22 protein-coding genes and 1 pseudogene are annotated in these 21,784 nt (G+C 71.8%); 11 read left to right on the forward strand and 12 right to left on the reverse strand.

Annotation, left to right across the window (positions count from 1 at the left end; translation table 11 throughout):
• Window positions 1-77: 77 nt before the first annotated feature.
• Window positions 78-494, reverse strand: coding sequence for a GNAT family N-acetyltransferase (locus AB0I79_RS53995; protein WP_357892024.1), 417 nt, complete (start codon window positions 492-494; stop codon window positions 78-80).
• 203 nt (window positions 495-697) lie between these two features.
• Here AB0I79_RS53995 and AB0I79_RS54000 point away from each other — a divergent pair, with 203 nt between their 5' ends.
• Complete coding sequence (locus AB0I79_RS54000) at window positions 698-1,444, forward strand: BTAD domain-containing putative transcriptional regulator (protein ID WP_357892027.1); 747 nt, start codon at window positions 698-700, stop codon at window positions 1,442-1,444.
• A 60-nt stretch (window positions 1,445-1,504) separates the two neighbouring features.
• Here AB0I79_RS54000 and AB0I79_RS54005 read toward each other — a convergent pair whose 3' ends face one another.
• The 7 genes from AB0I79_RS54005 to AB0I79_RS54035 all read right to left on the reverse strand — a co-directional run bounded on the left by AB0I79_RS54005 (window position 1,505) and on the right by AB0I79_RS54035 (window position 6,494).
• A complete protein-coding gene (locus AB0I79_RS54005) occupies window positions 1,505-1,690 on the reverse strand; it encodes a hypothetical protein (protein ID WP_357892030.1) in 186 nt (61 codons plus the stop codon).
• 34 nt (window positions 1,691-1,724) lie between these two features.
• Window positions 1,725-1,883, reverse strand: a complete 159-nt coding sequence (locus tag AB0I79_RS54010; RefSeq protein WP_357892033.1) for a hypothetical protein — start codon at window positions 1,881-1,883, stop codon at window positions 1,725-1,727.
• The gene (locus AB0I79_RS54015; protein ID WP_357892036.1) at window positions 1,856-3,751 is read right to left on the reverse strand and encodes an ABC transporter ATP-binding protein; all 1,896 of its coding nucleotides are present in this window, start codon (window positions 3,749-3,751) and stop codon (window positions 1,856-1,858) included. Before AB0I79_RS54015 ends, AB0I79_RS54010 begins: the two co-directional genes overlap by 28 nt.
• Window positions 3,741-4,163, reverse strand: coding sequence for a S26 family signal peptidase (locus tag AB0I79_RS54020; RefSeq protein ID WP_357892156.1), 423 nt, complete (start codon window positions 4,161-4,163; stop codon window positions 3,741-3,743). The genes AB0I79_RS54015 and AB0I79_RS54020 overlap by 11 nt, the downstream gene beginning before the upstream one ends.
• 5 nt (window positions 4,164-4,168) lie before the next feature.
• Entirely contained in the window at window positions 4,169-4,699 is a 531-nt protein-coding gene (locus AB0I79_RS54025; RefSeq protein WP_357892039.1) for a hypothetical protein, read from the reverse strand.
• Entirely contained in the window at window positions 4,699-5,214 is a 516-nt protein-coding gene (locus tag AB0I79_RS54030) for a MauE/DoxX family redox-associated membrane protein (RefSeq protein WP_357892041.1), read from the reverse strand. The genes AB0I79_RS54025 and AB0I79_RS54030 overlap by 1 nt, the downstream gene beginning before the upstream one ends.
• A gap of 104 nt (window positions 5,215-5,318) precedes the next feature.
• Window positions 5,319-6,494 carry an erythromycin esterase family protein gene (locus AB0I79_RS54035; RefSeq protein ID WP_357892043.1) on the reverse strand — a complete coding sequence of 392 codons (1,176 nt, stop codon included), beginning with the start codon at window positions 6,492-6,494 and terminating at the stop codon, window positions 5,319-5,321.
• 205 nt (window positions 6,495-6,699) lie between these two features.
• On the opposite strand from AB0I79_RS54035, the gene AB0I79_RS54040 reads away from it, so the two are divergent.
• The 3 genes from AB0I79_RS54040 (at window position 6,700) to AB0I79_RS54050 (ending at window position 9,191) form a co-directional block, all read left to right on the forward strand.
• Window positions 6,700-7,542 (forward strand): alpha/beta hydrolase, encoded by an 843-nt coding sequence (locus tag AB0I79_RS54040; RefSeq protein WP_357892045.1) that lies wholly within the window; start codon window positions 6,700-6,702, stop codon window positions 7,540-7,542.
• 97 nt (window positions 7,543-7,639) lie between these two features.
• Window positions 7,640-8,119, forward strand: coding sequence for a MarR family transcriptional regulator (locus AB0I79_RS54045; RefSeq protein ID WP_357892048.1), 480 nt, complete (start codon window positions 7,640-7,642; stop codon window positions 8,117-8,119).
• 139 nt (window positions 8,120-8,258) lie between these two features.
• Window positions 8,259-9,191 carry a CAP domain-containing protein gene (locus AB0I79_RS54050; protein WP_357892051.1) on the forward strand — a complete coding sequence of 311 codons (933 nt, stop codon included), beginning with the start codon at window positions 8,259-8,261 and terminating at the stop codon, window positions 9,189-9,191.
• 54 nt (window positions 9,192-9,245) lie between these two features.
• Here AB0I79_RS54050 and AB0I79_RS54055 read toward each other — a convergent pair whose 3' ends face one another.
• Window positions 9,246-10,475, reverse strand: coding sequence for an epoxide hydrolase family protein (locus AB0I79_RS54055; RefSeq protein WP_357892054.1), 1,230 nt, complete (start codon window positions 10,473-10,475; stop codon window positions 9,246-9,248).
• Between the two features lie 32 nt (window positions 10,476-10,507).
• Window positions 10,508-10,966, reverse strand: coding sequence for a nuclear transport factor 2 family protein (locus AB0I79_RS54060; RefSeq protein ID WP_357892057.1), 459 nt, complete (start codon window positions 10,964-10,966; stop codon window positions 10,508-10,510).
• Window positions 10,967-11,100: 134 nt separating this feature from the next.
• On the opposite strand from AB0I79_RS54060, the gene AB0I79_RS54065 reads away from it, so the two are divergent.
• Complete coding sequence (locus AB0I79_RS54065; protein WP_357892060.1) at window positions 11,101-12,123, forward strand: serine hydrolase domain-containing protein; 1,023 nt, start codon at window positions 11,101-11,103, stop codon at window positions 12,121-12,123.
• 271 nt (window positions 12,124-12,394) lie between these two features.
• Here the strand turns inward: AB0I79_RS54065 and AB0I79_RS54070 are convergent, their stop codons facing one another.
• The gene (locus AB0I79_RS54070) at window positions 12,395-14,008 is read right to left on the reverse strand and encodes an amidohydrolase family protein (protein ID WP_357892063.1); all 1,614 of its coding nucleotides are present in this window, start codon (window positions 14,006-14,008) and stop codon (window positions 12,395-12,397) included.
• A gap of 137 nt (window positions 14,009-14,145) precedes the next feature.
• Window positions 14,146-15,231, reverse strand: a complete 1,086-nt coding sequence (locus AB0I79_RS54075; protein WP_357892066.1) for a TetR/AcrR family transcriptional regulator — start codon at window positions 15,229-15,231, stop codon at window positions 14,146-14,148.
• 164 nt (window positions 15,232-15,395) lie between these two features.
• Here AB0I79_RS54075 and AB0I79_RS54080 point away from each other — a divergent pair, with 164 nt between their 5' ends.
• From AB0I79_RS54080 to AB0I79_RS54105, 6 genes and pseudogenes are all read left to right on the forward strand, one after another.
• On the forward strand, window positions 15,396-16,784 hold the full coding sequence (locus AB0I79_RS54080; RefSeq protein ID WP_357892069.1) for an MmgE/PrpD family protein: 1,389 nt from the start codon (window positions 15,396-15,398) through the stop codon (window positions 16,782-16,784).
• A complete protein-coding gene (locus AB0I79_RS54085; RefSeq protein ID WP_357892072.1) occupies window positions 16,784-17,728 on the forward strand; it encodes an ABC transporter substrate-binding protein in 945 nt (314 codons plus the stop codon). The genes AB0I79_RS54080 and AB0I79_RS54085 overlap by 1 nt, the downstream gene beginning before the upstream one ends.
• Before the next feature lie 100 nt (window positions 17,729-17,828).
• Window positions 17,829-18,602, forward strand: a pseudogene (locus AB0I79_RS54090) (amino acid ABC transporter permease); the annotation flags it as partial.
• A gap of 153 nt (window positions 18,603-18,755) precedes the next feature.
• The gene (locus AB0I79_RS54095) at window positions 18,756-19,511 is read left to right on the forward strand and encodes an amino acid ABC transporter ATP-binding protein (RefSeq protein WP_357892159.1); all 756 of its coding nucleotides are present in this window, start codon (window positions 18,756-18,758) and stop codon (window positions 19,509-19,511) included.
• 27 nt (window positions 19,512-19,538) lie between these two features.
• A complete protein-coding gene (locus AB0I79_RS54100; RefSeq protein WP_357892075.1) occupies window positions 19,539-20,699 on the forward strand; it encodes an FAD-binding oxidoreductase in 1,161 nt (386 codons plus the stop codon).
• Window positions 20,700-20,757: 58 nt separating this feature from the next.
• On the forward strand, window positions 20,758-21,744 hold the full coding sequence (locus AB0I79_RS54105) for a substrate-binding domain-containing protein (protein ID WP_357892078.1): 987 nt from the start codon (window positions 20,758-20,760) through the stop codon (window positions 21,742-21,744).
• Window positions 21,745-21,784: the final 40 nt, after the last annotated feature.

The raw sequence follows: 21,784 nt of genomic DNA on the forward strand, positions 1-21,784 counted from the left end.
GCGCGATCTTCAAGGCCCGGTCATGTGCACCCCCGCCTTCGGCCTCGCGGGACCGGAGGCGATCAAGTCGGCGCCGATCAGTTCATCGGCCAGGCGTACTCGAACTCGGGCAGCTCGAAACCCTGCGGGAAACGGCACACGCGCTCGTCCGTGCGGCGCGCGCCGTGTCGTTCGTAGAAGGCGACGGCGCGCGTGTTCGCGCTGAGCACCTCCAGGTAGACCTCCCTGCCGGGGTGCTCGTCCGCCGCCCACTCCAGCCCTCGCCGCAGCAGTCGCGTTCCGACGCCCGATCCGGTGCTCCCCGGCCGCACGTGGAGGTTGTCGAGCAGGATCCGCCCGCCGGGAGCCGGAAGCAGGTAGGCGAAGCCGAGCAGCCCGCCATCGCCGTCGTGGGCGACGAGCAGCTCTGATCCCGGCACAGGCGAGGCCAGCCGTTCGCGCCACAGCGTCAGCCGGTCCTCGGCCAAGGGGCCGTTCAGAAAGCTGCCGGGCATGATCCCCGCATACGCCGAGCGCCAGCTGTCCACGTGCAGGGCAACAACAGGGACAAGGTCGTCGAAAACGCCCGTTCTAATCTGCATGGCGCAGAGCATCCCATGCCGCCGTGCGCAGAGCATCCCATGCCGCCGCGCGCCGAGCCCGCCCGCCATACCCGCGGCATACTCGCCCCGATCAGAATGCCGATCGGAGGTGAACGATGTTCCAACTGTTGGGGCACATGACGGTGGTCGACGGCGGGGGCCGCGCGATCAACGTCCGGGCCGCGAAGCAGCAGGCGATCCTCGCCGTGCTCATGCTGCGCCCGGGCGCAGTGGTCAGCGTGGATCGGCTGATGACGGAGCTCTGGCCGGACGAGCTGCCCGCCACGGCCAGAGCGAGCCTGCAGACGTACGTTTACCGCCTGCGGCGCACCCTGGCACCGCTCGCCGCGCACGGTGTCGACCTGATCACCCTGGGGAACGGTTACACCCTGGTCGTGCCGGATCGAGCGGTGGACATCAGGACGTTCGAGCAGCGCTTCACCCGGGGATCGCAGGCGCTGACCGCGGGCAGCCCGGCGGAGGCGGCCCGGCTGCTGCGGGAGGCGCTGGACCTGTGGCGCGGCCCGCTGGCGCCGGAGATCGACGTCGAAACCGTCCGCCGCGAGCGCCGCCGCCTGGACCTGGTGCACCTCACCGCGTCCGAGCTCTGGGCGGCGGCCGGGCTGCAGCTCGGCCTGCATGACGGCGTCATCCCGGAGCTGGAGCGCCTCGTCGAGGCGCACCCTCTGCGCGAGTCCCTGTGGGAGATGTTGCTGCGGGCCCTGGCCGCGCGCGGCCGCCGCGCGGAGGCGCTGGCCGCCTACCGGCGCATGCGGGACATCCTGAGCGCGGAACTCGGCGTCGAACCCGCCGACCACCTGCGCCGCAGGCATCAGGACATCCTCCGCGGCGCGTCGTTCTGACGCCGCTCGGCGGGGTATCCCCTGGCCGGCGCCTGGCCAGGGGAAGCTCCCTCTACCTACCTAGGCGCACTGCTTCCGCCAGTAGACGGTGCAGTCGCTCCTCCAGCACTTGAAGTACGCGCAACAGATGCTGCCGGTACAGGTCGTGTGATCGAGGATGCAACGTGCGGTGCACGCGGCCTGCGCGTCGCCGGCCGGTACGACGAAGGCGACGAACCGGTCCGCCAGTGCGGTGATGGTCTTCACCTGTCCCACCTCTCTCCGTCGGATCTCCGTCGGATCAGTCGCACACCACGACCGTGTGAACGGAGCAGTCGCCGTTGACGCACCGCATCCTGTAGCACCCCGGGGACGGCTGGCCGACGACCGTGCACCTCGGGGTGCACGCCGCGTCAGCCTTGACCGTGGGGATCAACCGGTCGATGAGCTTGTCCAGCATTCTGTCTTCACCTCCTTTCTCTCCTCGGGTTCACCTGGCGCGCTCTCACGGGAGGGCGTCCCGTGATAGCCGCGGGCTTGGAGGCGGAAGAGGCGGGCGTAGGCGCCGTCCACCGCCATGAGGTCGTCGTGGCCGCCCCGTTCGGCGACGACCCCGTCCTTCAGGACGACGATCAGGTCGGCGTCCCGCACCGTGTTCAGCCGGTGGGAGATGAGCAGGCTGGTCTGGCCCGCCCGGTGGTCGCGCATCCGGGCGTGCACGTCGGCCTCGGCTTCGGGGTCGAGGCCGGAGCTCGGCTCGTCGAGGATCATCAGGTCCCGCCCGTCGCGCAGGAAGGCTCTGGCCAGGGCGGTCCGCTGCCACTGGCCGCCGGAGAGCACGACGCCGGTCGAGGGGTCCTCGCGGTCCTGCTCGCTGGCGAACATGCGGGTGAGCAGCGTGTCGTAGCCGCGTGGCAGGGACGTCAGCAACTCGTCCACGCCTGCCCGCCGCGCGGCGGCGCGGATCCGGCTCAGGTCGTCGCGGGCGCCGACGTCTCCCACGCCGATGTTGTCGCGGGCGGAGAAGTCGTAGGCCATGTGGTCCTGGAAGACGCCGCTGATCCGCTCGCGCAGCGCCTCCGGCCGGACGTCGCGCAGGTCGGCTCCGTCCCAGAGGATCGACCCCCGGCTCGGGTCGTAGAACCGGCAGAGCAGCTTGACGAGCGTGCTCTTGCCCGCGCCGTTGAGCCCGACCAGCGCCACGGCGGCGCCGTACGGGATGAACAGGTCGACGCCGCGCAGGATCCAGGGGTGGTCGTCGCTGTAGCGGAACCACACGTCGCGCAGTTCGATCCCCCGGCGCAGCGGCGGCAGCGGCGCGGGGTCGGCAGGCAGGGCGAGGTCGGGCTCGGCCCTGACCACCGCCACGTAGTGGCCGAAGAGCCGCAGGTTGTGCTGGGTCATCGCAATGCCGTTGACCAGGGTGTCGAGCGCGCCCTGGACCGCGACGACGGCGACGGTGAACATCGACACGTCCCCGACGGTGAGCGTGCCGGTCCGGGCCGCGGCGATGGCCCAGACGAGCCCGCCCCCGGTCACCACGGCGGACAGCAGGGCGAGCGCCCCCTCCGCCGACAGCTCCCTGCGGTCCATCCGCCGCTTGCTCGCATGAGCCGTCGACAGCTCGGCCATGAGGCGGCGGCGCAGGAATCCGCCCAGGTTGAAGAGCCTGATCTCCTTGGCCGCCTCGATCGTGCTGAGCAGCGTGCCGTAGAAGAACTGCCGACGCTCCGCGGGGCCGATCTCCCACATCATGGTCGTGCGCTGGCGGGACAGCTTCAGCTGCGCGACGAGCGCCGGTACGGCGGCGCACAGCACGATCAGCGCCATGGCCGGGCTGATCACCAGCACGGACCCGACGAAGCCGATCACGCTGACGGCGGAGCGGACCAGGCCGAACGCCTCGGTGACGATGCCGTCGGCCCTGGACGTCCCCTCCTGGGCCAGGCGCAGCCGGTCCAGGAAAGGCGGATCCTCGAAGGGCCGGAGCCCGGGGAATCGGGCCGTGGCCGCGAAGAGCCGGTCCGTCGTGACGGCCACCATGGCGCGGCCGATCTGGCTGCCGAGGTAGCGCGAGCAGTGCGGCAGGATCGCGGCGGCGACACCGGTGCCGGCCAGCCCCGCCGCGAGGCCCAGCAGCTCGGCCAGGGACGCCGTCCCGGTGAGGCCGTCGATGACCAGCTTGGTCAGCCAGGCCGCCGCGATGGGCGCCGTGGCCGTGCCCAGCAGGGTGAGCGCGTACCCGATCACGGGAATGGCGGCGCTGCTCCAGCCGATCGCCGCCGCCTCGCGCGCGGAGGCGGACAGGCGCGCCCCGTCAACGGTCATGCTGCGGCCCCAGCTTCCTGATGGTGACGGCGTGGAGGTCGTCGGCGTGGAAGAAGCCGTGCTCGCGGGAGTCGAAGCTGGCCTCGGCGTTGTCGCCGATCAGCACGAACCTGCCGGCCGGGACGACGTCGTCGGCGACGGCCTCCCGCACCTCCTCCGGGACCGGATCGCCCGGCAGGGCGGCGACGCGTTTGATCAGGAACTTGCTGCCGTTCGGGCGGGGGCTCAGGACGACGGCGATCTGCCCGTTGCGCAGCGCCGCCAGGTGCGTGCGCCGGGACAGGAGCCGGTCCCCGTGGGCCAGCGCCGGAGCCATGCTGTTGCCGCGAACGCGGATCACCACGTAGGCCGCGCGCAGCCGTACGACCAGCAGGGCCAGAGCGGCGAGCCCGCACGCCGCCGCGAGAAGCATCCGGCTCACCGCGCCTCGACCTCGACCTCGACCTCGACCTCGACAGGCATGGTGTGGCCGCTGCCGGCGACCGTCCCCCCGGCGTCGATCGTGATGACCGTCGGGAACGCGCTGACCTTGAACGCCGTCTGAACCGGGCCCTGGGGCACCTCCGTGACGACCCGGGCCACCTGCGCGAGCCGATCGATGTAGGCGCCGGCGTCCTCGCCGGGGGTGGCGGCGACCACGGCGAGCACGCTGTCCGACGTGCCGCGTGCCCGCTCCGCGAAGAGCGGGAGCAGCTCCTTGCAGGGCTGGCAGCCCGGGGAGAAGAAGCCGACCAGCGCGGGCGCGCCCAGGAGCTCGTCGGAGACCGGCTCGCCGCTCGTGGTCATGGCGGCGAACCGCGGGACCCTCGCGCCCGGCGCGAGCCCTTCCGCCATCATCGACGGCGGCGGGCTCTGCCTGCGCAGCCGGCGGATCAGACCGACGGTCAGCAGCAGGTTCACCATGCACAGCAGCCCGGCCAGCAGGACCGCGGCGACCAGGTACGCCATCACACCCTCCCCGTTCTGTCCATGAACAAGCCGGCGATGTCGTCGAAGGCGACGAAGACGACCGCCCCCGCCAGCCCGGCCGGTATCGCCACCGCCAGCGCCGCCGCGTCGGGCGGGCCGCCCGGGAAGGCCAGCGCCGTCCCTCCCAGCGCCACCACCAGCAACAGCAGGGCGTTGCGCACCAGGTGCAGCCGGCCGAGCGGGACCGCGGACGGGCCGAAACAGCGGCACGACACCCGCACGCCCCGCCGGACGGTGACGGCGATCACCAGGCTGAACGCGCCGAGCATGATCCCGCCGAGGACCAGCCCGATCTCCGGGATCACCATGAGCGCCGCCGTCGCCGCCTCGCCGATCGCGACCGCGCCGGCCACCGTACGGCGCAGCCGTTCCGGCACCATCACCAGGCTGGACGCGAACGAGCGCAGGTCCGCGCGGCTGCGCAGCTTGGTGAACGCGGCAACGGCGAACACGGCCCCGATCAGGACCTGGGATGCGACGAGCAGGAGATCCACAGTCCGGATATTTCATGACTCCGCTAGCCCGCCCGTCGCGCGCCACTAGCCCGCCCCTCGCGCGCCGGTGGCCCGGCCCGCCGGCGAGGGACCCCGCGCGTGCGTCAGCCCAGCTTCTTCAGCCTGACGGCCCGGTCGAGGAAGACGACGCCGTCGACCAGGCCGAGCTGGGCCGGGTCCAGCGGGAAATAGGCGAAGTCGCGCGAGACCCGCGGGACGGGCTCCGTGACGGCCTCGGCCAGGCGGCGGGCGTCGATGAGGGAGCGGTCCCACGGGAGCGTGGACAGGACGCCCTCGACGGTGTCCGGGGGCGGGGTGTCGTCGCCGACCGTGCCGAAGGCGGAGGCCAGGAAGGCGTACCGGTCGCCCAGGTGCGCCCCGGCGATCGCGCCCGCGCTCCACCACTCCAGCCGCTGGTCGCCGAATTGCATGAAGGTCTTGTTCCGCTGCAGGTGGAGGTTGCTGGCGAAGACCAGGGCGGGACCGTGCTCGGCGGCGGCACGCAGGTTGGCGGCCATCATCGCGTCCCGCAGGGCCGACAGCCGGGTCCACCGCGCCGGGGACGCGTCGGCCATCCAGTAGTGGTAGCGGAGCAGGCCGGTGGCGGTGCGCGCGTACAGTGCCGCCCGCTCCCCGTCCCGCGCGCCCAGTTGCGGCGCCTGCGTGTCGAGCAGCGCCGCCAGGTCGTCGGCGATCAGTCGCAGCCGCTGGGCCTCGGCGGACCGGCCGATCGACTGGGCCGGGTCCATGGCCGTGGCCTCGTTCGCCCACCGCTCGTCCGGGCCGAGCAGCGTGTCGAGGGCTTCCCTGGTGACGACGGCGCCGGGGAGCGGGCCGTCGAGGAGGTCGTGGAGGCCCATGAGCGCCTGGCGCGGGCTCGCCGCCCAGTACTCCAGCGGGCCGTCGAAGCCGAAGAACCGGAGCTTCTCGTCGTGCTCCTCGTTGTAGGCCCGCATCCAGCGTACGAGCTCGCGGTTGGGCGCGAAGGCGCCGAAGCCGTGGCTGAAGCCGCGTTCCATGACGTCGTCGAGCGTGCCGGCGCCCGTCGTGAGGTAGTCGTCCACCACGAGGCCCATGAGGCAGTCGCTCTCGATGGCGAACGACCGGAAGCCCTCGTGCTCGACCAGGTGCCGGAAGATCTCGTTGCGCGACTCCCCCAGCTCGTCCACGAAGTGCCTGGCCTCGCCCAGGCCGAGCAGCAGGGGCCGGGCGGGAAGCGAGCGCAGGAACGCCGAGACGCCCGCGCCGTCGAGCGGCCGGGCTGTGTCCTTGATGTCCATACCTTCAACGCTATCGTTGAACCCTCGGTGTAGACTTTCCCGCCATTTCCGTCGTTTCCTCGCCATGAACCTTCAATCGGCGAGCCACTCCGCCCCGGTCGGCCCCTCCCGTGTGCGCAGGGTCACATCGCATACGACTACATCGTGCGCGAGGTAATCGTGTACGTTACGCATGTCGATCCGCACCACTCCCCGGAGGAACCCCATGGCCTACATCACGGTCGGAACCGAGAACACCACCCCGATCGAGCTCTACTACGAGGACCACGGCAGCGGCCGGCCGGTCGTCCTGATCCACGGCTACCCGCTCAGCGGCCACTCCTGGGAGAAGCAGACCGCGGCCCTGCTGGAGGCGGGATACCGGGTCATCACCTACGACCGCCGCGGTTTCGGCCAGTCCAGCCGGCCGACCAAGGGCTACGACTACGACACCTTCGCCGCCGACCTGGACATCCTGCTGCACACCCTCGACCTGCGTGACGTCACGCTCGCCGGGTTCTCGATGGGCAGCGGCGAGGTCGCCCGCTACATCGGCACCTACGGCACGGCCCGCGTGGCCAAGGCGGCCTTCCTCGGGGCGCTGCAGCCGTTCCTGCTCAAGACCGACGACAACCCCACCGGCGTGGACCAGTCCGTCTTCGACGGCATCCTGGCCGCGGCGACCGCCGACCGGTACGCCTACTTCGACGCCTTCTACGCAGACTTCTACAACACCGACGAGAACCTGGGCACCCGCATCAGCGAGGCGGCGCTGCGCTCCAGCTGGAACGTGGCGGCGGGCGCCTCCGCGTACGCCTCGACGGCCGCGGTGCCGACCTGGACCACCGACTTCCGCGCCGACGTGACCGCCATCGCGGACTCGAACCTGCCCGCGCTCATCGTGCACGGCACGGCCGACCGCATCCTGCCCATCGACGCCACCGCGCGCCCCTTCCACCGCCGGCTGCCCGGCGCCACCTACGTCGAGATCGACGGCGCCCCGCACGGCCTGCTGTGGACCCATGCCGCCGAGGTCAACCAGGCGCTGCTGGCCTTCCTGAAGGACTGAGCGACCGGGGGCGGCGGTGATCGTCGGGGGCCACCGCCGCCCCCACACCTCGCGCGCGACCAAATCGCAGACAGAGCACGGACGATAGGCTGACATCATGGCAGCAACCGCGACTCCCGCCGCGAGCTCGGGCAACGCCGACCCGTTGTCCCCCCTTCTCTGCTTCGACCTCTACGCAGCCTCGCGCAGCATCACCGCCGTCTACCGCACCCTGCTGGACCCTCTCGGGCTGACCTACCCGCAGTACCTCGTGCTGGTGCTGCTGTGGCAGCACGGGCGCGGCACGGTCCGCGAGCTGGGCGAGGCGCTCCGGCTCGACTACAACACCGTGTCCCCGCTGCTGAAGCGCCTGGAGGCACGCGGCCTGATCAGCCGGCGACGCCGCCCCGACGACGAGCGCACGGTGGAGATCACGCTCACCGACGAGGGCCGCGTCCTGCGGGAGCAGACCCGGCACATCCCCGCCGCGATCACCCAGGCGACGGGTCTCGACGACAAAGGCGTGGCCGACCTGCAACAGCTGCTCCGTCACCTCACTGCCTCCGCCACCGCCTACGCCGAGACGTCGCCGCACTGACCGGCCTCCGGTACGCCAGGTCCGGCCCGTCCTCGGCACCGGCCCAGCCACGCCCCCACTTGTCGCCATATGGGCGAAATGTCCATCTTCATGGCAAGATGCGGGAGGTCCAGCGTGTTCTGTTCTGGAGGACTCCCCCATGCGTAAACCCCTCGGGCTACTCGCCGCCGTGATCGGCCTCGCCGCCTGCGCCCCGTCCACCGGCGGCGCGCTGGGTGGCCCCTCCGCGGCGTCGCCCGAGGTGACCGCGCCGTCAGGCGGAACGACGCCGGCGCCGACCCGCGAGCCGGCGCCCGAGTCGTCCCCCGAACCGTCCCCCGAATCGTCCCCCGAATCGGACGAGTGCCGCGTCAGCGTGGTCAGCCCGGCCATCACCGCGCTGACCATCCAGGCCTCGGCCGCCCGCCGCGACTGCGTGCAGCCGGCGCTGCTGCGCATCCGGATCAAGCGCGCCGTACGCGGCGAAGACCCGGTGGTCAAGAGCGGCTCGGCCAGGAAGGACCGCATCACCCTGAAGATGGCCTGCGTGCCGGGCACCTACTACGCGGTCGCCACCGACTACCGGAACGGCACCGCCACCTCCAAGGCCGTCCGGCTGACCTGCGCCACCCCCGCTCCCACCCCGACCCGCACGCCCACCCCCGCTCCCTCGACGCGGAAGGCGAAGGAGCCGGTGACGTCCGTCGGCACGGCACTGGAGAACCAGGTCGTCCGGCTGACCAACGCCGAACGGGCCAAGGGCGGCTGCGACCCGCTCAGCCACGACGCCAGGCTGCGCAGGGCGGCGTCCGGGCACTCGGCCGACATGGCGAGGAAGAACTACTTCGACCACGACTCCCAGGACGGCCGCGACATGACCGACCGCATCCGCGCGACCGGCTTCTCCGGCTCGGCGTGGGCGGAGAACATCGCGAAGGGTCAGCGGTCCGCGGCCGAGGTGGTCCGCGCCTGGATGAACAGCGACGGCCACCGGCAGAACATCATGAACTGCTCCTACACCCACATCGGGGTGGGCGCGGTCAAGGACGCCAGGGGGCAGATCTACTGGACGCAGGACTTCGCCGCCCGCTGACCGCCCGCCCGGACCCGTCCGAGCGGTCCGCACCGGCCCGGAGGGCCCGCCCCTTCAGCGCAGTTTCCTGAAGGTCACCCGGATGTCGCCGACGAAGGCCTCGGGGTTCTCGTAGTGGACGAAGTGGCCGCCCTTCAGGTGGGCGTTGACGTTGATCACGTTGAAGGCGTCGCGCGTGGGGCCGTTCTCGAAGGCGGCGATGCGCTCCTCGACGGTGTTGACGCCGGGCGGGTAGGCGTCGCCGAGCAGGAAGGTGAAGCCGGCCGGGGACTCGACGACAGGCCGGCGGTCGTGGGAGGGCGCCCACGGGTAGCGCACCGCGTTGCGGTACATGCGGATGGAGGAGCCGATGGCCTGGTTCACCCAGAAGGCGGTGGCCTCGGCGAGGATGAAGTCGCGGGGGAAGTTCGCCGCGAAGTCGCCCCTCTTGTCGCTCCACTTCTTCCAGCGCCGCAGCAGCCAGGCGAGCATGCCGATGGGGGAGTCGTTCAGGCCGTGGGTGAGGGTGGAGGCGTCGAGCATGTGGACTGCGACGTGGGAGGCGTAGGTGTTGACGAAGTTCTCCAGGCCCGCGCGCAGCGTGGCGTCCTCGGGGATCTTGGCGCCGTCGGTCAGGTCCCAGAACCGCTCGTTGGCGAACATGCCGGGCGGCAGGTCCTGGCCGTAGTGCAGGCCGATGATGCTGTCGGCGTACTTGTGGCCGAGCGCGCTGGTGACCAGGGCGCCGTAGTCGGAACCCGCGGCGGCGTACTTGTCGTAACCGAGCACCTCGGTCATCAGCTTGTGCATGATGTCGGCGATCTTCCAGTAGTTCAGGTCGCCCCTGCCGACGGGGGTGGACCAGGCGAATCCTGGCAGGTCGGGGATGACGACGTCGAAGGAGTCGGCCGGGTCGCCGCCGTGGGCGGCCGGGTCCGTCAGCGGGCCGACGAGCGGGAGGCTGAACCCGCTGGACCACGGCCAGCCGGAGTGGATGGTGAGCGGGACCGGGTCCGGGCCCTTGCCGCGTACGTGGTAGAAGTGCACGGGCGTGCCGTCGATCTCGACCTTGTACTGGTCGTAGGTGTTCAGCCGCTGCTCCTGCGCACGCCAGTCGAAGCCGTCCGCCCAGTACTCCGCGAGCGGCTTGAGGTAGGCGGTGCTGATCCCGTAGTACTCCTCCTCGTTGTCCAGGTCGTCGAAGAAGCGGGTCCTCTTCAGCCGGTCCCTGAGGTCGTCCAGGGCCTCCTGGGAGACATCGATCTTGTACGGTTCCAGCGCGCGGGGCTTGTCGTCGTTGCTCATGTCAAGGCTCTTCTCGTTCGTCGCAGCGGGGTTCAGACAGTGAAGTCCAGGCGGATCCGGGTCTGCGTGAGCTCGGCGATGTACCAGGAGCCGTTCGTCCTGACGAACCGCGCGTGGTAGTGGCCGAAGCCGTGCATGCCTCGGAAGGGGATGTCCTCGGACACGTCGGCGTCCTCGGGCCGGGTGATGATGTCCTCCATCGCCCACACGCCGTGGGCGGCGGTCGCGGAGTCGACGTCGATCTCGTCGGAGAACAGGTGGTGGACCAGGGTCACACCGGGGCCGCCGCCGGCTCCCACCGTGGCGGCGATCCCCTCCCTGCCCTCCATCCGCATCCAGACCGATCCGTCCGGCTTGCGGGGGGTGAACGTGCCGTCCGGCGTGAACAGGTTCGCCAGGTCCTGCCAGCGCTGATGATCCGCGTAGCGGACGTAGCGCGCCATCAGCCGACGCAGATCCTCAGTAGTGCTCAGCCGCTCGACGGCATCCATGATCGATCACCCCTGTACCGGTTCTGGACTCCATGGTCCACTCATCATGCGGCGGCAAAAATGGACCCGCAAGTCCAAAAAACGTGCGGGACCGAGATTGACAGGCCGAGCCGATGTCAACCAACATTGACGCCGTGACCGATCACACCGGCGCCACCGGCGCGCCCCTGGACGTCCTCGTCCGCCGCACGGTCGAGCAGCTGGCCGCCCGGCGGCGGGGCGCCGTCGCGGTCGGCGCGATCCGCGGCGAGGAGACCGCCACGCACGGGGCCGGCCCGCGCACCCTGTTCGAGATCGGCTCGATCAGCAAGACGTTCACCGCGCTGACGCTGGCCAGGCTGGCCGGGCGCGGCGAGGTCGCCCTCGACCAGCCCGTAAGCGAGCTGCTGCCGGACGGCGCCGCCGTGCCGCTGCGGGACGGCAGGCAGATCGAGCTCGGGCACCTGGCCTGCCACACCTCCGGCCTGCCCAGGCTGCCGAAGGGGCTGATGCCGCAGGGCATGTTCTCCTCCGACCCCTACGCCGGCTGCACCGAGGAGATGCTGCTGAACGGGCTGGAACGGACGCGGCTGAGGTCCGTTCCGGGAAGCCGGTTCCGCTACTCCAACCTCGGCGCGGGGCTCCTCGGCCTGGCGCTGGCACGGCACGCGGGGCTGGACTACGACGAGCTGGTCCAGCGCGAGATCTGCCGCCCGCTCGGCCTGGCGGACACGCGGGTGACGCTCGACGGCGAGCGCGCCGGGCGGCTCACCCCCGGGCACTCCCGCTTCGGCCGGCCCCGTCCGGGCTGGCGGCTGGCGGCCCTGGCGGGGGCGGGCGGGCTGCACTCCACCGTGCCCGACCTGCTGCGGCTGGCCAGGGCCTCGTTCGGGGACGGCCCGGCGGAGATCGCCGAGGCCGTCGCGCTGACCAGGGCCACCGGGCATCCCCTCAGCAAGATCTCGACCGCTCATCCGGGGTGGCTGTCGATGGACAGAGCGCAGGACAAGGAAGGCCCGCGGGTGCTGTTCCACAACGGCGGCACCGGCGGCTACCGCTCGCTGCTGGCCGTGATCCCCGAGCGGCGGGCCGCCGTCGTCGCCCTCAGCGCCGACGCGCGCTCGGTCGACGGGCCGGGGATGCGGCTGCTGTCGGATCTCGCCGGCCACAACGGGTAGCGGTGCAGCGGTCGAGGCCGCCGGTCCCGGCGATCGCCACCGCGAGCAGGCGCAAGCCGCGCCGGCCACGCCCGTCCGGCATGGCCCGCACGTTCGAGCCGCGCCGGCCACGCCCGTCCGGCATGGCCCGCACGTTCGAGCCGCGCCGGCCACGTCCATCCAGCGCGACCCGCACGTTCGAGCCGCGCCGGCCGCGCCCATCCAGCGCGACCCGCACGTTCGAGCCGCGCCGGCCGCGCCCATCCAGCGCGACCCGCACGTTCGAGCCGCGTCAGCCGCGCCCGTCCGGCACCGGACGGCGCAGCACCATCCCGGGGCCGCCGCCCGGCGAGCCGTCCTCCAGGCGGAACCCGTCGCCGCCCGCCCGGCGGTCGACCACGACCACCCCGTTGACGAGCACGAAATCGATGCCGGCCGGCGCGGCGGGCGCGCCGAACGTCGCCCTCTCCCCCACGGTCGCCTCGTCGAACACCACGACGTCGGCCCGCAGACCGGCCCGCAGGACTCCCCGGTCCGCCAGCCCCATCAGCGAGGCGGGCAGGGAGGTCATCTTCATGAGCGCGCTCTCCAGCGGCAGCGCCCGCTTGTCGCGCACGTACTCGCCCAGCACCTTCGGAAAGGCGCCGTAGCTGCGCGGATGGCACGGAGCCAGCCACGGCTGGTTGAACCCGTCGGTGCAGACGGCCAGGTACGGCAGGGAGAGGTAGCGGCGGACGGCGTCATCACTCGTGCTCAGGTCGCTCCCCATGACGGCGTCGGCACGCTCGTCGGGCAGCATCTCCAGGATGAGCTCCGCGAGCGCCTCCGGTGACGGGGTGCGGCCGCGCGCGGTCAGGATCGCCGCCAGCGTCACCCCCTGCCACCGCTGTCCGGCCCCGTCGGTCCAGTCGAAGACCACGACCAGCTCGCCGTCCCCGCCGTGGTAGCGGGTGATGCGGTCGACGATGCCGTCCTTGATCAGCCGGCGGCGGCCGGGGTCGCGCAGGTAGGTGCCGACCAGGGTCGGCCTGCCTGCCGCCAGGTGCTCGCCGGGGATGAAGATGGAGGGGTTCCAGCCGAAGAACTGGTACGGGTACTGGTCCCCCGCCACGTCGATGCCGTCCGCGCGGGCCGCCTCGATGGCGGCGATCACCGCCTCGGTCTTCCACCAGTTGCACGCGCCGTCCGTCTTGAGGTGGGAGAGCTGGACGCGGGCGCCCGAGTCGCGGCCGATCCTGATGGCCTCCTCGACGGCGGCGAGCAGGTGGTCGCCCTCGCTGCGCATGTGGCTGGCGTAGCAGCCGCCGTGCTCGGCCACGACCGTGGCGCAGGCGATCAGCTCCGCCGTGCGGGAGGACAGGCCGGGGATGTACTCGAGCCCGGTCGACATGCCGAACGCGCCGTCCGCCATCGCCTTGCCGAGCACGCCCCGCATGGCCTGGATCTGCTCGTCGGAGAGCTCTTCGAGGCCGGCCGGGATCCCGCAGGCGTCGCGTACGTACCCGTGCCCGGCGAGCGTGCCGAAATTGACCGCGGGAGGCCGCGCGTCCAGCCGGGCGAGGAGCTCTCCGGGCGCCATCTCCGCCATTCCGCAGTTGCCGGCGAGAACCGTGGTTATCCCCTGCATGAGGTAATTCTTGAAAAGCAGGTGTGCCGGGTCCCGGAAAAGGTCGAGATCGGTGTGCGTGTGAATGTCGACGAATCCGGGGCACGCGACGCGCCCGCCCGCCTCGATCACGTCGGTGTCAGGGCCGATCAGCTCGGCCACCTCGTTCCGGCCTCCGACGTGGCTGATCCTGCCGCCGGTGATCGCCAGCGCCGCCGCGTGCGGCAGCGCCGGGTCCATGGTGAGCACCGAGGCGTCGAGCACGACGACGTCCGCCGCGCCGCGGCGTGAATCAGGCATGCGAGTTCCGTTCCGTCTCCTCCGGGCAATTGCAGGATTGTCGGCACGGCGGCGCGGCGGTGTCAAGGAAAGTAATGCGCCGCGCGCGAAGTGGTATTTCCCGGCGAGAAAATGACGGTCGGGCCAAGTACGTCGATTCAGCGCGGGCCGGGTTCGAGCAGCCCGGCCGGCACGCCGAGTTGCTCGGCCGTGAACCGGGCGAGCAGCCGCCGTGCCGTCTCCGCCGACATGTCGCTGTAGCCGAGGGTGTTGCGCACGGCCAGGCTCTCGGCGATGGCGACGTAGCGCTCGCACACCTCGGTGAGCGGCGCGACCGGCGTGAACGTCCCGTCCCGCACGCCCGCGGCGAACACCTTCAGCACCGCGTCCGCCCACCTGCGCGACATCCGGACGCACTCGTCGAGGAAGGCCGAATGGCGCCTGACCCGCGCCCACACCTCCAGCCACAGCAGGTACTCCTCGAAGGTGCCCTGGTCGCCGGGGATACTGAGCTCCAGCAGGTGGCGAAGCTGGCCGACGGTGCTCACGTTCTCGTCGAGCAGGCGCTGCAGGGTCACGTGCAACTGGTCGCCCGCCCAGCGGAAGGCCGCCAGCAGCGCCTCGTCCTTGCTCCTGAAGTAATAGTGGATGCTGGCGTTCGACACCCCGGCCTCGCGGGCGATGTCGGCGATGCGGGTCGCCTCGATGCCGCGCTGGGCCATGAGCCGGCACGCCGCGATCCTGATGCGGTCCTCCGGGCTGCCCGGGTCGGGGGCCCGGCCGGGCCGGGTGTGGCCCTGCTCCTTCCACAGGCCTGCCAGCCTGCGCAGCAGGGCGGCGCCGTCGCCGCCCGCCTGGAGCACCTCGTCGATGCGCCGCGTCATCCGCCAGGCCCGCCGGTAGTCGACGCCCAGCGCCCCCGCCACCCGGTTCGGGCGGGCCTTGCCCGGGGAGTCCAGCATGATCACGACGGCGTCGAGCCAGGCCGCGAGCGGCACGGGAGAGCCGGCGAACGGCGTGGTGGAGGCGGGGTAGACGTGCGCGCCGCAACTGTCGCACGCGTACGCGCGCCGTCGCGAGACCCGGTGGAACGAGCGGTGCGCCCCGCACCGGCGGCAGAACGGCGCCTGGCCGCCGGGGGCGTGGACGGCGCTCCAGAGCAGAGCCAGCGCCGCCTCCTCCTTCGCCGCCTCCTTCGCGGCGTCCGGAGCCGGCGGGGCGGTGGTACTTGCTTCTACAGGCATTTTCACTCTTCCGGCTCTCCGCAAATACAAGGTAGGACGTTTCTTGACAAGCCATTGTGGCGAATGAAATTGTTTCCCGCATCAAAGATATACCTTCAGAAACATTGGAGTAACAAATGTCGGCGCCGTTTCGTGATGATCTCCGGAGCGCGGGCCCGGCCTGGATGCGCGGCGATTCCCCGGCGGCGGACTTCATCACCGAGCTCACGTGGGAACAGTTGCCCCGCGAGGTGATCGACCGGGCCGTGATGTGCCTGATCGACACGCTCGCGGCCATGCTCGCCGGCCGGGCGTCCACGTCAGCGCGCGTCGCCGACGACCTCGCGCGTGCCTGGTGGCCCGCCGGAACCGCCACGTCGATCGTCAGCGGGAGCCCGCTGGCCACGGGCGGCGCCGCCTTCGCCAACGCGGTCGCGGCCAACGCCGTGGACATCGACGACTGCGGCATCTACACCTGGGGCCACCCCGGCGCCCAGGTCGTCCCCACCGCGCTCGCCCTGGCCGAGGAGCTGCGACTCAGCGGGCGCGAGCTGATCACCGCGATCGTCGTCGGGTACGAGATCGCCTTCCGCGCCGGCCGCTGCGTCAACCACGACCAGAGCGCGGTCCACTCGGCGGAGCGCACCTACCGGGCCTGCGGGTCGTGGGGCGCGGTGGCCTGCGCCGCGATCGCGTGCCACGTTCACGGGCTCGACGAGGACATCACGCGCCACGCGCTGGGCATCGCCGAGTACGACTCCCCCGACCTGCCGATGATGCGCGCCATCGACACCCCCGGCATGGTCAAGCACGGCGTCGGCTTCGGCGCGCTCACCGGCCTGCTGGCAGCGGATCTCGCCCGGCGCGGCTTCACCGGGATCGAGCCCAGCCTCGACCAGGAGCGCTTCGACCCGTACGTGGCGGACCTGGGCAGCGACTACTACCTGCCCCGCGGCATCACCTGGAAGCGGTACTCCAGCTGCGCCTGGACCCACCCCGCGCTGCTCGCGGTCGAGAAGCTGCGGACGGAGCACCCGCTGCCGGCCGAGTCGGTCGCCCGCGTCGTCATCGAGACCTACCCCGACGCCGCGCGGCTGGGCACGCGGCTGCCGAGGACCACCGAGGAAGCCCAGTTCAACCTGGCCTGGCCGGTGGCGGCCATGCTGGTGGACGGCCGGGTCGGGCCTGAGCAGGTGGCGGACGCGCGCCTGGGCTCGCCGGAGATCACCGAGCTGTGCCGGCGCATCGACGTGGTGGTGACGGACGACCTCACCCGCCGCTACTACCTCTCGGAGGTCAACGACCCGGAGGGCAGCGACTCCGCCGTGGTCACCGTCACGCTGACCGACGGCACCGTGCTGTCGTCGGGCCGGGTCGACCACGTCCTCTACCCCGAGCCCGGCTGGACCCTTGACGAGATGCGGGACAAGTTCTCCTGGCTGGCCGCCGGCCGGCTGGAGCCCGCGTCGATCCCCCGGCTGCTGGCAGCCCTGGCGGACGTGGAGTCCGCCGACGACAGCTCCGTCCTCATGCGGGACCTGGCGTCGTCCCTGATACCGGTTGGAGCACACTGATGAGAGCACGACGCAAGACGTTCCTGAGCGTGGTGGCGATGGTCGTCACGCTGGGCGGATGCGCCCTGGCCGCCGACCCGCCCGCCCCCGAGGCGGGCGGCCAGGGGAGCACCGCCCCGGCCGCCGCGACGCCGGCGGCCGACTCCGCCCTGCACGACCTGCTGCCCGAACGGATCAAGTCGGCCGGCGTCATCCGGGTGGCCAGCAACATCCCCTATCCGCCCTGGGAGATGTACACGACGGCCGGCGGCCGGCAGCCGACGGGCATCGACTACGACCTCTCCCAGGCGCTGGCCGCCAAGCTCGGCGTCAAGGCCTCCTTCGACCAGACGGCCTTCGACAGCATGATCCCCGCCGTCCTGGCAGGCAAGGCCGACATCGTCATGGCGGGCATCTTCGACACCCCCAAGCGGCGCGAGTCGCTGAGCTTCGTCGACTACGCCAAGGACGGCTACTCCCTGCTGGTCGCCAAGGGCAACCCGCAGGGCATGAAGGACGTCACCGACCTGTCCGGCAAGACCGTCGCGGTGCAGAGCTCCACCTCGGAGCAGGCCGCGATCGGCAAGCTGAGCAAGCGGTTCGAGTCGCAGGGCAAGGCCGGCGTCACGGTCCTGGCGTTCCCCGGTGACAGCGAGGCCTTCCTGGCCATCAAGAGCGGCAAGGCGGTGGCCCGCGTGCAGGCCACCTCCGCCGCCGCGTACGCCGTCAAGACCTTCGAGAACGGGAACGCGTTCGAGCTGGTCGACGCCCCCTCGATCACCGAGGAGTTCGGCGGCGGCATCGAAGGCATCGGTGTCCCCAAGTCGGACACCGCGCTCCTGACGGCGCTGCAGAAGGCGCTGCAGGCGCTGATGGACGACGGGACCTACCTGAAGATCCTCTCCAAGTACGGTGTGGAGAACATCGCGCTGACCAAGGCGGAGATCAACCAGGGGACCGACTAGGGCGCCCGTCCCGCGAGAAAGAGAAAGTGTTGTGACCTCCTTGGCACCCGCTGACACAGTCCCCGCCCCCACCGGGAAGCGGCCGCCTCCCGTTGCCGTGGTGCCGGTCCGCCGGTACGGCCGCTGGGCCGCGGCGGCGCTCGTCGCGTACCTCCTGTTCGCCCTCGGCTGGTCGTTGTGGCACAACCCCAACCTCGACGTCGCCTCGATCAGGCAGTACCTGTTCGCGCCCTCGATCCTGCACGGGCTCGCGGTCACCGTCGAGCTGACCCTCGTGGCCATGGGCATCGGCATCGCCGGTGGCGTGCTGCTCGCCGTGATGCGCCTGTCGGACAATCGCGTGCTCTCCGCCGTCGCCTGGGGCTACATCTGGTTCTTCCGGGGCACGCCCCTGCTGGTCCAGATCATCTTCTGGGGATTCCTGGGCGCGCTCTACCCGAACCTCTTCCTCGGGATCCCGCTCACCGGCGTCGTCTTCGGCTCGGTGCCCACGAGCTCGCTCATCGGCGCTGCCACCGCGGCGGTGCTGGCGCTGGCCACGAACGAGGCGGCCTACTGCGCCGAGCTCGTCCGTGCGGCGATCATCTCGGTCGACGGCGGGCAGCGGGAGGCGGCCATGTCGCTCGGCATGTCCTCGGCCCGCAGAATGCGGTTCGTGATCCTGCCGCAGGCCATGCGGGTGCTGATCCCGACGCTCGGCAACGAGGCCATCTCGATGCTCAAGATGACCGCGCTGGTCTCGGTCATCTCCGGGCGGGACCTGATGACCAGCGTCCAGCAGATCTACCAGCAGAACTTCAAGATCATGCCGCTGTTGGTCGTGGCGTCGCTGTGGTACCTGCTGCTGACCTCGATCCTGAGCATCGGCCAGCACTACGTGGAGCGGTACTTCGGCCGCGGGTTCGGCGTCAAGCCGTCCGCCGCGCACGAACGCCGGGCGCGCCGCCGCGCGGCCGCGCGGGCCAAGGCCCGGGCCACGGCCCCGGCGGGCTACGGGACGGCGCCCGATCACGTGGACGGCGAGCCGATGGTCCGCGCGGAGCAGGTGTGGAAGTGGTTCGGCTCCGCCGACGTGCTGCGGGGCGTCGACCTCACGGTTCACCCGCGGCAGACGCTCGTCCTGCTCGGCCCTTCAGGCAGCGGCAAGTCCACCCTGCTGCGCTGCGTCAACGCGCTGGAGCGGGTGGACTCGGGGCTGCTGGAGGTGGAGGGCCGGCGGGTCGGGCTGCGCGAGGCCGGCGGCCGGCTGCACGAGATGACGGAGGCGGAGCTGTGCCGGCAGCGGGCCCGCATCGGCATGGTGTTCCAGCGCTTCAACCTGTTCCCGCACATGACCGCGCTGGAGAACGTGATGCTGGGCCCCAGGCGGGTGCTCGGCCTGTCGCGCGAGCGAGCCGAGGCGGAGGCCGAGCGGCTGCTGACCCGGGTCGGCCTGCGCGACAAGCTCGACGCCTACCCGGCGCAGCTCTCGGGCGGGCAGCAGCAGCGGGTGGCCATCGCGCGCGCCCTGGCGATGAAGCCGCACGTCATGCTGTTCGACGAGCCGACCTCGGCGCTCGATCCCGAGCTGGTCGGCGAGGTGCTCGACGTCATGAAGGACCTCGCCCGGCAGGGCATGACCATGATCGTGGCCACGCACGAGATCGGGTTCGCCAAGGAGGTCGCCGACACCGTCGCCATGCTCGGCGGGGGCGTCATCATCGAGTCCGGCCCGCCGGGGGAATGCCTGGTGGCCCCGAAGGAGGAGCGCACGAAGGCGTTCCTGTCCAAGGTCCTCGCATAATCCGTCTCTCTCTGGAGGTTTTGAGCAGTGCCCGAGGTCATCGTCGTCGGTGCCGGCGTCATGGGGGCGTCTACCGCGTTCCACCTTGCCGAACGCGGGGTGCGTTCCGTCACCGTCGTCGACGCGCGACACGCGGGCGAGGGCATGAGCAGCCGCTCGTCGGCCCTCGTCCGGATGCACTACACGTTCGAGCCGGAAGTACGCCTGGCGGTGGACAGCCTCGCCTTCTTCCGCGAGTGGCCGGAACGGGTCGGCCGGCCACCGGTGTTCCGCGAGTGCGGGTTCGTCCGCATCGTCTCGCCCGGCGAGGCCGACCTGCTGCGCAAGAACGTCGAGATGCAGCAGGCGTGCGGCGCCGAGGCAGAGGTGATCACGGCCGGCGACCTGCTGGAGCTGGAGCCGCGCTGGCAGCTCGACGACGTGGTCGCCGCCGCGTACGAGCCCCGGGCCGGCTACGGCGACGGCGCCGTCGTGGCGGGCGACTTCCTGTCCCGGGCGCGGGAGCTGGGCGTCGCCTACCGTCCCAACACCCCCGTGCGCTCGCTCCTCGCCGACGGCGGCGGCCGGGTCCGCGGGGTGCGCACCGCCGAGGGCGACCTCACGGCCGATCTCGTCATCCTCGCCACCGGGGCCTGGACCCGTCCGCTGCTCGGGACGGTGGGTGCGGACCTGCCCATCGAGGCCGAGTACCACGAGGTGGCGGTCCTGCGGGACGGCCCGGACGGGCCGGCTTCCCGGGTGGCGTGCATCGACTCGGGCACCCGTACGTACTTCCGCCCGGAGCCGGGCGGGAACCTGCTGCTCGGCGACTTCGTCGGCCCGCGTGCCGGGATCGACCCCGACGACTTTCCCCAGGTGCCCGGTGAGGCGAACGTGGTGGAGATGGTCGGGCGAGCCGCGCGCCGCGTCCCCGCCCTCGCCGAGTCCGGCATCACCCGCGGCGTGACCGGCATCTACGACATGTCGCCCGATGCCCGGCCGATGCTGGGCCCGGTGGCCGGGATCGAGGGCCTGATCGTCGCGGCGGGCTTCTCCGGGATGGGCTTCAAGATCTGCCCGGCGGTCGGCCGCGCGCTGTCCGAGCTGGCCCTGGGCGAGCCGCAGACGGTGGACGTCTCCGCCTTCTCCCCCGGCCGCTTCGCCGAGGGCAGGCCGATCACGCCCCCGTACGGCTACACCGACGACTGACCGGGCTGGGGGATCGCGGCGCGGCGGCTCGGCAGACCAGCCGGTAAATTACCGGAACGTGACCCGATACCGGGAAATCTGCACCGACCTCGCTCACCGGATCATCGCGGGGACCCTCCACCCCGGGGACGAGCTGCCGGGCATCCGCGATCTCGCCCGGCAGTGGCACACCACGGCCTCCACCGTCAGCCGGGCACAGCGCCGGCTGGCCGACGCCGGAGTGCTGGAGCTGGCCGACCGCCGCCGGGCCCGCGTGACCCCCGGCGCCGCGCTCGCCGCCCGGCGGTTCCTGCACGTGGACTCGGTCCTCACCCTCGCCGGCAGCGACGATCCCGCCCTCGACCTCCTCACCGGCGCGCTGGACGGAAGGCTGAGCATCGTCACGCGCGAGGGCAGCATCGCCGGGCTCAGCGCGGTGCGCCAGGGCCACGCCGACGGCGCCGCGATCCACCTGCTGCACCACACCGGCGCCTACAACGCGCCCTTCGTGCTCGGCATGCTCCGCGGCCTGGAACCGCACCTGATCCACCTCTGGCGGCGCGAGCAGGGCCTGATCGTGCCGCCGGGCAACCCCGACCGCATCACCGGCATCGCCGACCTCGCGGCGCGGCGCGTCGCCACCCGGCGCCCCGGCACCGGAACCCGGATCCTCCTGGACCGGCTGCTCCTGGCCGCCGGTCACGACCCGGACGGCCTGCGCGGACCGCAGGTGGGCTCCCATCTCGAGGTCGCCCTGGCCGTGGCCACCGGCACCGTCCACGCCGGCCTCGCGGTCCGCTCGGCCGCGGCCGACCTGGACCTCGAGTTCATCCCCCTGGCCTGGGAGGACTTCGACATCGGGCTGGCCGGGCACGCCCTCGACTCGGCCGCCCATCTCATCGCCGCACTACGCACGCCTGCCCTGCGTGACAGGATCTCCTCGCTGGGCGGCTACGACACCTCCAGGTCCGGCGACGTCACGAAGCTCTCCGGACCGGACGCGAGCGGGGCCCGGGCGCCGGGGCGCGGCCGGAGCCGCCGAGCGGCACCGGATGGGCACGCATGACCGTCCGGGGAGGAACAACGCCTGCCGCCGGCCCGGGGCA

Source organism: Nonomuraea sp. NPDC050202, assembly GCF_040656115.1.
In the GTDB taxonomy this organism is placed as follows: domain Bacteria; phylum Actinomycetota; class Actinomycetes; order Streptosporangiales; family Streptosporangiaceae; genus Nonomuraea.